Annotated in this window: 16 protein-coding genes; 13 read left to right on the top strand and 3 right to left on the bottom strand. The window is 39.1% G+C overall.

Annotated features, from left to right (window positions below; translation table 11 throughout):
• Positions 1-11 precede the first annotated feature (11 nt).
• From pstC to phoU, 5 genes are read left to right on the top strand one after another with little or no spacing between them, the layout of a single operon-like run.
• Positions 12-932: a phosphate ABC transporter permease subunit PstC gene (gene pstC / locus CZ382_RS07950; protein ID WP_088050648.1), complete on the top strand. Its 921-nt coding sequence runs from the start codon at positions 12-14 to the stop codon at positions 930-932.
• Positions 932-1819 (top strand): phosphate ABC transporter permease PstA, encoded by an 888-nt coding sequence (pstA, locus tag CZ382_RS07945; RefSeq protein WP_088050647.1) that lies wholly within the window; start codon positions 932-934, stop codon positions 1817-1819. Before pstC ends, pstA begins: the two co-directional genes overlap by 1 nt.
• A gap of 20 nt (positions 1820-1839) precedes the next feature.
• Positions 1840-2661 carry a phosphate ABC transporter ATP-binding protein PstB gene (pstB, locus tag CZ382_RS07940; RefSeq protein WP_088050646.1) on the top strand — a complete coding sequence of 274 codons (822 nt, stop codon included), beginning with the start codon at positions 1840-1842 and terminating at the stop codon, positions 2659-2661.
• A gap of 12 nt (positions 2662-2673) precedes the next feature.
• Positions 2674-3447 carry a phosphate ABC transporter ATP-binding protein PstB gene (pstB, locus tag CZ382_RS07935; RefSeq protein WP_088050645.1) on the top strand — a complete coding sequence of 258 codons (774 nt, stop codon included), beginning with the start codon at positions 2674-2676 and terminating at the stop codon, positions 3445-3447.
• A gap of 12 nt (positions 3448-3459) precedes the next feature.
• Positions 3460-4116 (top strand): phosphate signaling complex protein PhoU, encoded by a 657-nt coding sequence (phoU, locus tag CZ382_RS07930; protein ID WP_088050644.1) that lies wholly within the window; start codon positions 3460-3462, stop codon positions 4114-4116.
• A 311-nt stretch (positions 4117-4427) separates the two neighbouring features.
• Here the strand turns inward: phoU and CZ382_RS07925 are convergent, their stop codons facing one another.
• Complete coding sequence (locus CZ382_RS07925) at positions 4428-4955, bottom strand: hypothetical protein (RefSeq protein ID WP_088050643.1); 528 nt, start codon at positions 4953-4955, stop codon at positions 4428-4430.
• A 21-nt stretch (positions 4956-4976) separates the two neighbouring features.
• A complete protein-coding gene (locus CZ382_RS07920) occupies positions 4977-5321 on the bottom strand; it encodes a hypothetical protein (protein WP_088050642.1) in 345 nt (114 codons plus the stop codon).
• Positions 5322-5494: 173 nt separating this feature from the next.
• Between CZ382_RS07920 and rpmG the strand changes: the two genes are divergently transcribed.
• The 5 genes from rpmG (at position 5495) to CZ382_RS07895 (ending at position 9345) form a co-directional block, all read left to right on the top strand.
• Complete coding sequence (gene rpmG, locus CZ382_RS07915; RefSeq protein WP_021291115.1) at positions 5495-5644, top strand: 50S ribosomal protein L33; 150 nt, start codon at positions 5495-5497, stop codon at positions 5642-5644.
• Positions 5645-5738: 94 nt separating this feature from the next.
• Positions 5739-6311 carry a 5-formyltetrahydrofolate cyclo-ligase gene (locus CZ382_RS07910; protein ID WP_088050641.1) on the top strand — a complete coding sequence of 191 codons (573 nt, stop codon included), beginning with the start codon at positions 5739-5741 and terminating at the stop codon, positions 6309-6311.
• A complete protein-coding gene (locus CZ382_RS07905; RefSeq protein WP_088050640.1) occupies positions 6308-7321 on the top strand; it encodes a ThiF family adenylyltransferase in 1014 nt (337 codons plus the stop codon). Before CZ382_RS07910 ends, CZ382_RS07905 begins: the two co-directional genes overlap by 4 nt.
• 66 nt (positions 7322-7387) lie before the next feature.
• Positions 7388-7585, top strand: a complete 198-nt coding sequence (locus CZ382_RS07900) for a hypothetical protein (RefSeq protein WP_088050639.1) — start codon at positions 7388-7390, stop codon at positions 7583-7585.
• 215 nt (positions 7586-7800) lie between these two features.
• A complete protein-coding gene (locus CZ382_RS07895; protein WP_088050638.1) occupies positions 7801-9345 on the top strand; it encodes a rhomboid family intramembrane serine protease in 1545 nt (514 codons plus the stop codon).
• A gap of 62 nt (positions 9346-9407) precedes the next feature.
• Here CZ382_RS07895 and CZ382_RS07890 read toward each other — a convergent pair whose 3' ends face one another.
• Positions 9408-10259 (bottom strand): hypothetical protein, encoded by an 852-nt coding sequence (locus CZ382_RS07890; RefSeq protein ID WP_088050637.1) that lies wholly within the window; start codon positions 10257-10259, stop codon positions 9408-9410.
• Positions 10260-10442: 183 nt separating this feature from the next.
• Here CZ382_RS07890 and CZ382_RS07885 point away from each other — a divergent pair, with 183 nt between their 5' ends.
• The 3 genes from CZ382_RS07885 (at position 10443) to CZ382_RS07875 (ending at position 13944) form a co-directional block, all read left to right on the top strand.
• Positions 10443-10664 (top strand): YqgQ family protein, encoded by a 222-nt coding sequence (locus CZ382_RS07885; RefSeq protein ID WP_088050636.1) that lies wholly within the window; start codon positions 10443-10445, stop codon positions 10662-10664.
• Positions 10657-11619 (top strand): ROK family glucokinase, encoded by a 963-nt coding sequence (locus tag CZ382_RS07880; RefSeq protein WP_088050635.1) that lies wholly within the window; start codon positions 10657-10659, stop codon positions 11617-11619. The genes CZ382_RS07885 and CZ382_RS07880 overlap by 8 nt, the downstream gene beginning before the upstream one ends.
• 426 nt (positions 11620-12045) lie before the next feature.
• On the top strand, positions 12046-13944 hold the full coding sequence (locus CZ382_RS07875; protein WP_088050634.1) for an LTA synthase family protein: 1899 nt from the start codon (positions 12046-12048) through the stop codon (positions 13942-13944).
• Positions 13945-14046 lie beyond the last annotated feature (102 nt).

Genomic DNA, 14046 nt, shown 5'->3' with positions numbered 1-14046 from the left:
AGTGTACTGTTATGGAATCTGTAGCTTCAACAGCAAAAGATCGACTAATAAAATCAACGAAGCGAAAAAATCATGGAGAATCTAGTGGGAAGGTTATCGTCACACTCGCCGCCTTGATTATTATTGCTGCAACGTTATCGATGACCATCTTTTTATCGATAAAGGGAATGCAGGCATTTATCATAAATGGCGTAAATCCAATTGAATTCTTGACGTCAACTGAATGGAATCCGACTGGGGAGAACCCGGAATTCGGCGCATTTCCGTTCATCTTTGGTTCATTAGCGGTTACGTTAATGGCTGCTTTGATTGCTGGCCCACTTGGGATTGGCGGAGCCATTTTTATGACAGAAATAGCTCCATCGTGGGGAAGAAAAATATTGCAGCCAATTATTGAGCTCTTAGTCGGAATTCCCAGTGTTGTTTATGGATTTATCGCATTAACAATTATCGTTCCCTTTATTAGGGATTATTCATCTGGAACTGGTTACAGCTTACTTGCAGGAATAATTGTGTTAGCTGTCATGATTCTTCCAACGATCACGACCATATCAACGGATGCGATTGCCGCCATACCCAATCATTTACGAGATGGTTCTTATGCACTGGGGGCAACAAGGTGGCAAACAATCTGGAAGGTATTGCTTCCTTCGGTCATGCCCTCCTTATGGACAGCAATTATTTTGGGTATGGCCCGGGCTTTTGGAGAAGCATTGGCAGTCCAGATGGTAATTGGAAACGTCAGAGATTTACCTGGCAGTATCTTTGATCCATCTGCAACATTAACATCGATTATTACGCTAAACATGGGTCATACGACGTATGGCAGTATAGAAAATAACACGCTTTGGTCAATGGGGCTAATTCTGTTGCTTATTTCTTTACTGTTTATTTTAATCATTCGATTCTTGTCAGCTAGGAGGAAAATCTGATGCATGCAAAAGTAGCTGATAAAATAGCAACCGGTATACTTTATGTCGTTGCTTTCCTTTTCATAACCTTGTTAGTAAGTTTATTTTCATATATTTTGTTTCAAGGTGTTCCATATATATCACTGGATTTCCTTACCTCGCCTTCAAGTACAGTCCAGGCTGGTGGAGGGATAAGGGATCAGCTGTTTAATTCTTTTTATATTTTATTTATCACAATGATTATTACTGTTCCATTAGGGGTTTGCGGTGGGATCTACATGGCCGAATATGCAAAACCTGGTAAAGTGACGAACGCGATTCGTACGTGTATTGAAATGCTGGCATCGCTTCCTTCGATCGTTGTAGGAATGTTTGGTCTGCTCATTTTCGTCAATACAACCGGATGGGGATATACCATTATTGGGGGAGCATTAGCATTGACCATCTTTAACATCCCGGTAATGGTTCGGGTGAGCGAGGATGCAGTTCGCAGTGTGCCACAAGATCAGAAAGAAGCTAGCCTTGCCTTAGGGATTACAAAATGGCATACCATTAAAACAGTAATACTGCCGGCCGCTTTTCCTGGAATATTGACAGGCGCAATCCTTGCATCTGGCCGGATATTCGGAGAAGCGGCGGCATTATTATTTACTGCCGGATTATCAACACCAAATCTGGATTATGGCAATTGGAATCCATTTTCGGCGTCATCACCATTAAATATTTTCCGGCCTGCCGAGACGCTAGCTGTCCATATTTGGGCTGTTAATACGAATGGCATTATGCCGGATGTACAGGAAATTGCGGCAGGTTCGTCTGCTGTGCTCGTTTTATCTGTATTACTTTTCAATATTATCGCACGAGTAACAGGTAAAAGGATTCAAAAGAAATTAACGGCGAGTAAATAAGGAAGGCAGGTGTTTAGAGAATGGTCACCGTGCTAAACAGGGCAGAGCAGAAAACAGTAAAGCGAAAGCAAAAGATAACGAAACAAATCAAACCAATTCTTCAAACCCAAAATTTATCAATTTCCTATGGGGAAAATAAAGCCGTTCAAGATGTTTCATTACCATTTAGTAAAAATAGTATTACGGCATTAATAGGTCCTTCAGGCTGTGGCAAATCAACCTTTTTACGAACTATCAACCGGATGAACGACATTATTCCAAGTGCATCGTATGAGGGAGAAATCATCTATGAAGACGTAAATATTCTGGATAAGAATATCGATGTTATTGCATTACGAAAAGAGATTGGTATGGTTTTTCAAAAGCCAAACCCGTTTGCCAAGTCGATCTATAACAATATTGCCCATGCGTTACGATTTTACAACATTAAAAAGAAAACGGTTCTCGCTGAATTGGTAGAGGAGAGCCTTACAAACGCTGCACTTTGGGATGAAGTAAAAGATCGGCTGCACGAGTCTGCCTATCAATTATCAGGTGGACAGCAACAACGTCTATGTATTGCCAGGACACTTGCGATGAAACCGAATGTACTGCTGCTTGATGAGCCATCATCTGCCCTTGATCCTGTCTCAAATGCAAAAATCGAGGAACTTATTATGAAGCTGAAGGAAAAATATACGATTATTATTGTCACCCATAACATGCAGCAAGCAGCAAGGATCTCAGATCAAACAGCTTTTTTTCTGAACGGGAAGCTAATCGAATATGATAAGACAGATAAAATTTTTCTGAATCCGGCAAATAAGGAAACAGAAGCCTATATATCAGGAAGATTCGGATAGGGGGGAAGGCGTATGACGCTAGTAGTGCAGAAGAAAGCAGCATTTGCAATGGAAGAATTAAATCTCTGGTATGAACGATTTCACGCACTAAAGGATATTTCTTTCCAGATTAATAAAAATGAAGTGACAGCGATTATTGGGCCTTCCGGGTGTGGTAAATCAACGTTTATCAAGACACTGAATCTGATGGCACTGCGAATTCCGGGTGTAAAAATGACAGGTGGGATTCTTTTTGAAAACCAGAACCTCGTAACAGATAAAACAGATCTTGTTCATCTGCGGAAAAAGGTTGGCATGATTTTTCAAAAAGGGAATCCATTTCCGCAATCCATTTATGATAATGTTGCATATGGACCGCGGATTCATGGCATAAAAAAGCGATGTCAGCTGGATGAAATTGTAGAGGAGGCTTTAAAACGTGTTGCCCTTTGGCAAGAGGTAAAAGATCGCTTAAAAAGAAATGCATTCGATCTATCCGGCGGCCAGCAGCAGCGCTTATGTATTGCACGTGCAATTGCAACGAAACCAACCTGTCTTTTGCTGGATGAACCAACATCTGCATTGGACCCTGTTTCAACTAAAAGCATCGAAGAACTGGTTACGGAGTTAAAGGAAAATTACACGATTGTTATGGTTACGCACAACATGCAGCAGGCGGCAAGGATATCTGATAAAACCGCTTTTTTCTTAAATGGGGAAGTTGTGGAGGTTAATACAACAAATAAGCTATTTTCCAATCCCGAGCAAAAAGAAACCGAAGACTATATTACTGGACGTTTTGGATGAAGGAGGATGCTAATGGCTGCAAGAGAACAATTTCACAATGATTTACAGCGAATAAAGCAAGCTATTATCAAACTGGCATCTGCAACCGAGGAGGCTCTTTGTATGTCAGTGGATGCACTATTTAATCAGGATGTTATATTGGCAAATCGGATTATTAGCCAGGATAAGGATATCGATAAACAGGAATTTTCGATTAATGATAGAGTAATTCTGCTGATCGCTAAACAACAACCTGTGGCAGAAGATTTACGGAGATTAATCATTGCCCTAAGAATAACGAATGATTTGGAACGAATGGGCGATAATGCAAAGAATATCGCAAAAGCGGCTATTCACCTTGGTGAGGATCACAGATTAACCATTCATGAAAAAATAAAAAATATGCGGGATATTGCATTAGAAATGCTCCATACCGCGATGAATGCCTTTGAATTTGAGGATATTTCAATTGCTGGCAAGCTTTCAGAGATGGATGACAAGATGGATGAAACCTATGAACAGGTTATCAAAGAAATGCTTGAAGAAACCACAACAAATCCAGAAAAAACGCAGTACATTATGCAAATGGCATTCAGCGCAAGGTATATGGAGCGGTTCGCGGACCATATTACGAATATAGGTGAAAGCATCCTGTTTTTAGTTAAAGGTGAATCCTATAAGTTAAATTAAAAAGCTGTTTTGTGGCAGGATTTCATCTCCTGCCTGCAAAACAGCTTTTTCTTAAAAGTAAAGAAAGTATATAATTTTTAGCGATATTAATTCATGATCAAGAAAGGCCATGTCCAGCTCCAGCGCCCAGCGGCTAGTGTGCAACACCCGCCTCCGTACGATAAGTCAACATCGGTTCGGGTAGGAAGGAAGGCCGACTAAGAACGGCCTTTGCGGCCAACGTCGGCATACCCCTATGAAGGGGCATGTTTCCTTTATCTCCTCCGGTTCAGTCCAGCACATACGCCGCTAAACGGGCGCTTGCGCTTTTCTCATTTTGTAATTTCTTCTGCGATTTCTTTTTGGTTCATGGAACTTGATACCTTGAATTTACCTAGCTGGACCTTTGTATCGTATCCTTTATCTTTCAGGAATTTGCTGAATTTGCCGGCATCATCAATGATACCATTTTCTACTAAGGCATCACTAATCTCTGAAGATGCCATGCCTGATTTAATTGTTAAGGTATAGGTTTTTTCTTCTTTTTCTGTTTCATCGGCTTTGTTTTCTTTGTCTTCATCCGCTTTTTCTGCGCTGTTATTATCTTCAGCTTGTCCTTCCGCTGATGCTTGTTCCGTTTTTTCAGCCTCTTGTTTATCCTTATCATTGTTTACGGATAATGATATATATTCAGATTCGGATAAGACACGATAGCCATCCGCTTGCAATGCCGTAATCATTTCGTCATTTGGTATATTCTCTACATTTTTTTTCGAGTCATCAACAAACAAAAATAAGATTAACACGATTAATGACGCTGTAAATAGGCCTAGTGAAAATAAACGAACAGGTTGTTTCATGATATTCTCCTCATCTGCAAATTATTTATTTCTTAGAATCGCTTTTATGTCACTGCTGTTTAATTCCGTCTGTTTGGCAATGGTTTCTGTTGAATATCCTTGTTCATGCAACGCATGGACTTTTTGAATTAACAGTGGTTTAATTCCCATTCGCTGTTGTGGCTGAATATCATTTGCCATGTCTTCTGCAAGTAATTCTTCTTCCAAAATCTTAATCTTTTTCTTTAACTGATATGTATCCTGCATCGTTGAAATAGAAAACTGTTCAAATTGACTCTCCAGATCATCGAATTTGTCATTCATAAAAAATGTTAGAACAAACAAGACTACAGCAACAGCTATCAGTGTAATTAATACATAAATCATATGCATACCTCCATATTATTCTCCCATTATAGTTATAACATAGAATTGCCAACAGGAAAACTGGTATTTTTTTATAGTGCTTGATTGAGACCGTGAAATCTGCTATTATAATGAGGTCTGAAATAAATTATTTGCCTGTAAAAGTAAGATGTACAGTTTGGAGGGAAAGAATCATGCGTGTAAACATTACATTGGCTTGTACAGAAACCGGTGATCGTAACTATATTACTACTAAAAACAAGCGTACAAACCCTGAGCGAATCGAGCTTATGAAATATAGTCCAAGACTTAAAAAGCATACGCTGCATCGTGAAACAAAATAAATATATAAATAAAACTCTTATCATTGGGATAAGAGTTTTATTTATATATTCTATTCGTAATACGATATACTTGGAGAGCAGGGGGCGAATTACATTGAATAAACCTGAATTAAGGCAATCCATTATTACCTATTTAAAACAGCTGTCAACAGTAGAAAAACAAACCATTGAAAAGAAACTGGCAAGTTATCTAATTACGCTTGACACGTGGAAACAGGCCAAAACAGTCGGAATTACAATTTCACAACAATTGGAATGGGATACAAAGCCGATTATTGAAACAGCATGGGAAGAAGGAAAAACCGTTTGTGTTCCGAAATGCCTGCCAAAAGAGAAAAAGCTGATCTTTTACGAGTTTTACACTTATAACCAACTGGAGACGGTTTATTATCATTTATTGGAACCAAAACCTGACGAATCGATAGAGGTAGAGAAGGACAACATAGATTTGCTGCTTGTTCCAGGACTGCTTTTTGATAAAAAAGGCTATCGCATCGGATTTGGTGGCGGGTATTATGATCGTTTTTTAAGTGATTTCCCGAATCAAACGGTTTCTATAACAAGTGAACGTCAAGTCGTTGATCAGCTGCCGGCAGAATCATTTGATATACCTGTCAGCCGGATTTTAACTGAAAACGGACTGGCCAACCAGGGGGATTTATTATGAATCAAAAGCGTTACTCCCGGCAGTTATTATTTGCACCTATTCGGGAAACCGGGCAAAAGATGTTGGCGGAAAGCACTGTCCTTGTCGTGGGTGCAGGAGCATTAGGGACGGTCATTAGCAATCATCTTGTTCGGGCGGGTGTCGGAACTATTCGGATTGTGGATCGGGATTATGTTGAATTAAGCAATTTGCAGCGGCAAATGTTGTTTGACGAAGATGATGTAAAGGAAGCACTTCCGAAAGCAATTGCAGCAAAAAGAAAGCTGCAAAAGATAAATAGCGAGATTAGTATTGAAGCAATTATTGACAATGTGACAAGCGAAAATATCGACACGCATATGGAAGGCGTCGATGTTGTGATGGATGGAACTGACAATTTCACGACACGTTTCCTGTTGAATGATAGCTGCTTTAAGAAAAATATACCTTTTTCCTATGGTGGTGTTGTCAGTGCAAGAGGAATGACAGCATTGTTTGTTCCTGGTGAGACACCATGCCTGCGCTGTATCACCAAGGAAGGGGCAGAAAACGGACAAACATGTGATACGGTTGGTGTGATCGGACCTGCTGTTGATATGATCGCATCAATTGAGGTTATTGAGGTGCTTAAATATTTGACAGGCAATAAAAGCGCGCTGCGTAATACATTAAAAACAATTGATTTCTGGTTTAATACACAATTCGAGATAAAATTGACCAAAGTAAACCCGGAATGTTTAACGTGTCAAAAAAAGGAGTTCCCAGCATTACAGAAAAAAGTACAGGATCTGGAGACCGTGTTGTGTGGTCGAAACACAGTGCAAATACATCAAAGAGCGCAATGGGATCTGGAAAAGCTGGAAGATCGGCTGGCAAAGATCATGACAATAAAACGAACTCCGTTTTTACTCAAAGCACAAATTAGTGATGATGCAACTTTTGTCATCTTTCCAGATGGCCGTGTACTTGTACAAGGAACAGCGGACATCACCAAGGCAAGGACATTATACGATCGATACATTGGATCCTGATGCATAAAACGCCTGTTGCTGACAAATAATTAATAACACCACTACCAAACAGAAAAGGGTGTTTACATGCGGGCGATATTAATTTTTGCTGCGATTGCTGCAGCTGTATCCGTACTATATAAATGGCGTTACAGATTGATTAACACAATACTTGCAATAAGTTTTTTACGTCGAATGGTGATAGCTATCACTATGAATATGCCGGAAATAAAAGAGAAAGTCCTGTCTAGTTTCTTTAAAAAACCAGCAGGCAGCAATAATTGAAAGAAGTTGATTTTCAGCTTCTTTTTTTGTGGCCAGGAAATTATAAAATTTAAACGCTGTGGAAACTGGATAGTCGAGAAAGGCCACGTCCAGCTCCAGGGCCCAGCGGCTAGTGTGCAACACTCGCCTTCGTATTGTTCCTGGCTTAGTATAAATACATTTTGTTACGTAATTTTTTACAAGTTCTGTTATGATGGTTTTTAGGTGGTGACAACATGTATGTGAATGAACAGTATACGATGTATCGATTAGCATATCATTTAGTAAAAGATGACCGGTTTGAAGTACTCCATATCAATGACAATCAGGAGGAAATTTGGCTGGAGCGTTATGCGAATAAACAATCACAAATCATTCGTTTGCTGCATCATGGATTCGACTGGAAAAACCATTTAAAAAAAGACATTGCAATCGTATTCCAAAAAACGAAAGCAATGAGACGATTACTGCAGGGAAAAAACGTACAAGTACATAATGTATATGTATCCTCTCATGCTCCGGTAGATGATTGGGAGGAACTAAAGATGCCAATGCAATTGAATGAAAAAAATCCGGTAAAAATGAATGTTTATTATGTGGATGATGAAAGCGGGGAGGAAGAATTAAGCAGACTTTACCGGGATGTGGATGGGTCGGTACATAATAAAACCGCTACCCCGACAGATAGTGAGAAGGAAGAACAAATCAGTTATTATCAAAAACAGTTAACAAACAGTTTATACAATAAACAAAAAGAAGCGGAAACTGTTTTTTCTCACGGAAAACCATTTTTAACATACTTGCTGCTTCTAGTTAATATTTTGATGTTTTTTTTGCTGGAGATAAATGGTGGTAGTACTGCAACACAAAATCTGATTGACTATGGTGCTAAATATACCCCCGCCATTATGGACGGGGAATGGTGGCGGATTGTTTCCTCGATGTTTTTGCATATCGGTTTACTGCACTTATTTATGAATATGCTGGCATTGTATTATTTAGGACCGGGCGTCGAGCGGATTTATGGTTCGGGGCGATTTATAATCATTTATTTTCTTTCCGGAATAGGTGCTGGATTGGCCAGTTTTGCCATGTCGGCAAATGTCTCAGCTGGAGCATCCGGTGCATTGTTTGGCCTGTTCGGGGCGTTATTATTTTTCGGTCTTAACTACAAAAAAATCTTCTTTCAGACAATGGGAAAAGGGATTCTTGTATTGATCGCTGCTAATATTATTTTTGGTTTTTCCGTTCCGCAAATTGACAACAGTGCGCATATTGGCGGGTTAATTACCGGATTTATTGCCTCGGCACTCGTCGGTCTGCCAAAAAAACGGAAATTTTTAACACAGGTTTTCGGATTCGCGTTATATGTGTTCTTGATAGCAGGATTAACTATATTCGGAATCCACAATAACGAAAATAGTGCATCCTACCAATTGGTGAAGATCGAGGAATTGATGCATGAAGATAATTTTCCGGCAATTATTGATCATGCTACGAAAGGACTGGAAAACCCAGGTGATTTGCGGGCGTCACTCCTGTTCCAGCGTTCCTATGCCTACATTCAATTGGGTAAAACTGATTTAGCTGTTGGTGATCTGGAAAAAGTTGTTGAATTAACAAACGAGATGCCTGAAGCTTATTATAACCTGGCAATGCTGTATATGAATCAAGGCAAAAACGATGAGGCACAACAAATGGTGAAAAAAGCATATGACCTGAAACCGGATGATAAACAGTATCAGGATTTATATGAAAAGATAACAGGTCAGAAACCCTAGTAAATAAAATAATGAGCGTCTTGGCACGATTTACAGTAATGAGACGCTCATTGAATACCCACTTAAAATCGTTGGATGAGTTTCTCCATTTTGCCGTCCAGCTGGTATAAAACCATCAGGTGGGTACGGTCTTTGGCAAATAAAACAAGGGGGATATAGCTTGATTTTAAATTATTTGTTCCAGATGATGCAGGGATAATGTAATTTTTATACAGTCCTTCCCACAGCTGGCCAATAATCCGGTCTGTTTCCTCTTGGGTCAGATCCGGTAAACTTTCCCGATTATATTTGTGCAATGCTGTCAGCGGGATAATATCATAGGATTCATTTTCAATCTGAAAGTGCCGCATTAATTTGTTCCAATGATAAAGCAATTGTTGTTTCGTCGTGACATCCAGTAATTCTTTCCACTCCATTGCAAATCTGTTTTTGGGTGACTGAAATGATTGAACTGGCGTTGTTGGTGAATCAACCACATATAATTCATCGTAGGACATCGCTTGCATACTTTTTATTTTATCATCTGGATAATGAATTTCACCATGATGATAGGATATCGCCTGAAAATAGCTGCTGTCCTCACTAGTAAGATCCTTCTGCAAGCTTATCGAATCCGCATTTTCTCCCCACCTGCTAATAACACCTCTAAGTCTGCCGTTATCATACAATAGTGATGCATCCTGACGCAGATATACTTGTTTGCTGCTCTTTGATTGGCTTGTCCAGCTTATTTCATATTGCCTGTTATTTTTTTCCTGAATGAATTCTATTTCGGTAGCAGCCGATGTAAATGTTGTTTCCTGATCAATTGGGAAATAAATAATTGTTGGAACGGAATGCATCCGTTGCAAAAAGATATAGCCCGTTAAACAAACGAACAGGGTTAATATAGAAACGAACAGCCATTTATTCAATGTTCTCATCCTTTAGCAAACTTGTCTATATTAAGGTGTATGATAAAAGTTAAACGGTTATGCCGTAAAAAATCTGGAGTGTTATGATCAACTAAGCAAGTCTTTTTTGTTTTTTGCAAAAAGTAATGGTTGGCTTTACCATTTTCAAATTGAATTTGGTATAATATAGATTGGTGATCTAGGGTGAAAACAGTTTATGATGTACAACAGTTATTAAAAAGGTTTGGAACGATTATTTATATAGGTGATCGACTTGCTGAACTCGAGTTAATGGAAGCGGAAATAAAGGATCTATACCACTCACAATGCATTCATGCAGATGAGTACAAGCTGGCATTATTAATCCTTCGAAACGAAAGTGCACAACTCCGTAAAGAAAAAGGGAGCGATTTTCAAAGTGAATAAGATCATAATTGGTGTTGATATTGGTGGAACAACAAGTAAAATCGGATTACTTGATCAACAGGGAATAATACAGGACAAATGGGAGATTCCCACTATAAAGGCGAATAATGGCGAATCAATTGTAACCGACATCTGGGATTCGATCACGGATAAGTTGAAAACGGTTCAGTTTAAACAAATACTTGGAATTGGTATAGGTGCTCCGGGATTCATTGATGGAGCAACCGGACTGGTGTATGAAGCTGTAAATATTGGATGGAAGAAGAACTTTCAGCTGGCAAAGCTATTTTCAGAGATTACTAAACTTCCGGTATTTGTTGAAAATGATGCCAATATTGCCGTGTTAGGTGAAAATTGGAAAGGTGCAGGCAATCATTCGGAAAATTTAATTGCCATAACACTTGGAACCGGGGTTGGCGGCGGGATAATCGCGAATGGCGAAATATTAAATGGTGTCAATGGTACTGCTGGTGAGATTGGTCATATAACGGTTGACCCTGACGGCTTTTCTTGTAATTGTGGAAAAAAAGGCTGTTTAGAGACGATTGCATCGGCAACCGGGATTGTCAGGCAGGCAAAGGAGCTGGCTAAACAAGCACCTGACAGCAGACTGGCCTCATTATTGCAGGAATCCGGATCCATTACGGCGAAAGATGTATTTTCTTTAGCTGGACAAGGTGACTTGCTTTCGAAGACAGTAATCGAACGGACAGGTGATGTACTTGGATTTGCCATTGCTAATTTAGCCACGGTTATTAATCCATCGATTATACTTATTGGCGGTGGTGTATCAAGGGCGGGCGATCAATTAATAACAATCATAAAATCCGCCTTTCATAAATATGCTTTACCTAGAGTAAGCGACGTATGTGATATTAAAGTTGCCCAGCTGGGGAATGATGCAGGTATTATTGGAGCAGCATATTTGGTCCTGCAAAAATCGGGAATTAATTAAGGAGTCGTGTCAATCATTCTGGCAAATCATAAACATGGTAAAATGAAGCGCCATTCAATGGTTTAATTATTCGTTATTGTGGAATAAACATAGAATAAAAATACAAATTTTATGAAACCTTATTTCCTTTTAACACGTCCTATCACATAGGGGTAACTCGACTTTTAAAAGTATGACTGTAAGAATGTATTATGGAAAAAAACAATTTTAAGAGGATGTTCAAAAAGCCACCAAAAAGCAGCGAATCTCCAGAGTTGGTAGTAGAGGATTTTCTGCTAGAATCGGCCGCGTCAATCGCCAACAGCAGAAGTCAGCACGCCCTGTAAGCTTGGTGCCGGGAACTACACCGTCTCGACCTTCAAGGCTCAGGTTCGGTGACTTTTTGAACACGCTTTAAAGGTTTGTTTATTTGTAGGAGGATACAAAATGAACGTTAAACGAATCAAAATTCCATTATTTATCATTGCGACGCTGTTGTTTGGGGTAAAGACTTATATTGTTTACCGCTTTATGTTTACTATTGAAATAGATAACTCCATGCAGGAATTAATCCTGCTTATTAATCCATTTGTTTCGGGATTTTTAGTGTTTGCACTGAGTGTATGGTTTAAAAAACAGTCGCGGCAAATGAAATTTTTACGCTACACGGCTTTAATTGGCACATTAATCCTTTACTTTAATCTAGTATTCTATCGTTCTTTTACTGACTTCATTACGATACCGCAACTGTTTCAGGGCAGCAATATGGGAGATTTGGGATCAAGTATTCTGACACTGATTAAGGCTTATGATATTTTCCTGTTTTTGGATGTTGCACTGATTTGGTATTTAAGCAAGAAAAATGCAGGAAGCAGTGCGGTGAAATATCCAAGAAGCGGAAAAGTTTTTGCTTTGGCAATGTCTCTGGTATTACTGGCGGGCAACTTTTTCTTAGCCGAAATGGAGCGGCCGCAATTATTTACCCGGGCATTTGACAGGGAATATCTTGTGAAAAATATTGGGTTGTTTAATTACCATATTTATGATTTCGCTGTCCATTCTAAAGTAAAGACGCAGCGGGTTTTTGCTGACGGAACCGAACTGCCGGAAATAAAAGACTATGTGGATTCGTTAAGAAGTGATAAGCAATCTGATTTGTACGGGATTGCTGAAGGGAAAAATGTGATTTTTATTTCTGCTGAATCATTGCAGACCTTTGTCATTAATAACGAGGTGAATGGTGAAGAAATCACACCATTTTTAAATAGCTTGGTTGATGATAAAGATACGTACTACTTCGAAAACTTTTATCATCAAACGATGCAGGGGAAGACGTCGGATTCTGAATTTTTAACTGCTAATTCACTGTATCCGTTACCCCGGGGAGCAGTATTTTTTACCCATGGGCAAAATGATTACCATGCACTTCCAGAGATGTTGAATGAGGAAGGATACTATACGGCATCATTTCACGCAAATAATAAAAGTTTTTGGAACCGGGATCAAATGTATGACAGTTTAGGGTTTGATCATTTCTATGGTGATGAATCATATGAAGTAACAAAGGATAATTCAATTGGCTGGGGACTGAAGGATAAACCGTTTTTTGAACAATCTATAAAATATTTGCAAGCGCTGGATCAACCGTTTTATACAAAGTTTATTACCTTGACCAATCATTTCCCATTTGACCTTGACGAAGAGGACAGATCAATTGAGCCATATGATTCCAACTCGAATACGCTAAATAACTATTTCCCTACGGTGAGGTATATGGATGAGTCGATCGAGCAATTCTTCAATCAGTTGAAAGATGCCGGTCTTTATGAAGATTCTATTATTATCATCATGGGAGACCATTACGGAATCAGTGCAAATCATAATAATGCAATGAGTCAGTATTTGGAAAAAGAAGAAATCACACCATATGATCACATTCAATTGCAGCGAGTACCATTCTTTATTCATATACCAGGTTCTGGGAAGGGAAAGGTAATGTCAGAGGTTTCCGGACAAATTGATATTAAACCAACCATTTTACATTTACTTGGTATTGATACAGAAAATGATATTTACTTTGGTAACGATCTGTTTAGTGATGACCGGAAAGGATATATCGCACAACGAAACGGTGACTTTATCAGTGATAAATATATTTCAACAGAAGGTATCTGTTATAATCGGGAGACCGGTGAGCCGATAGAGGAGGACCAAACGATCACTGAAACGGATACAGAGAGTCCGTGTACTGCGATTGAGGAAAAAGTAACCAATGAACTGGGCTATTCAGATGATATTATTTATGGCGATTTATTTCGCTTTGTTGATTTTACAGGAAGTGACTAAATTAGTAAAAGCTGATTTGCCATCTGGTGAATCAGCTTTTTGTTTAAACTGCCTAAATTGGTGGTTTCAGACGAGTCTATGAGGACTGTCCAGTTAATGATA

The sequence above is a fragment of the Virgibacillus dakarensis genome (genome assembly GCF_900155625.1).
Classification (GTDB): Bacteria; Bacillota; Bacilli; order Bacillales; family Amphibacillaceae; genus Lentibacillus_C; species Lentibacillus_C populi.
Note: the sequence above shows the minus strand (reverse complement) of the source record. Positions and strands in the feature narration are given on the sequence as shown.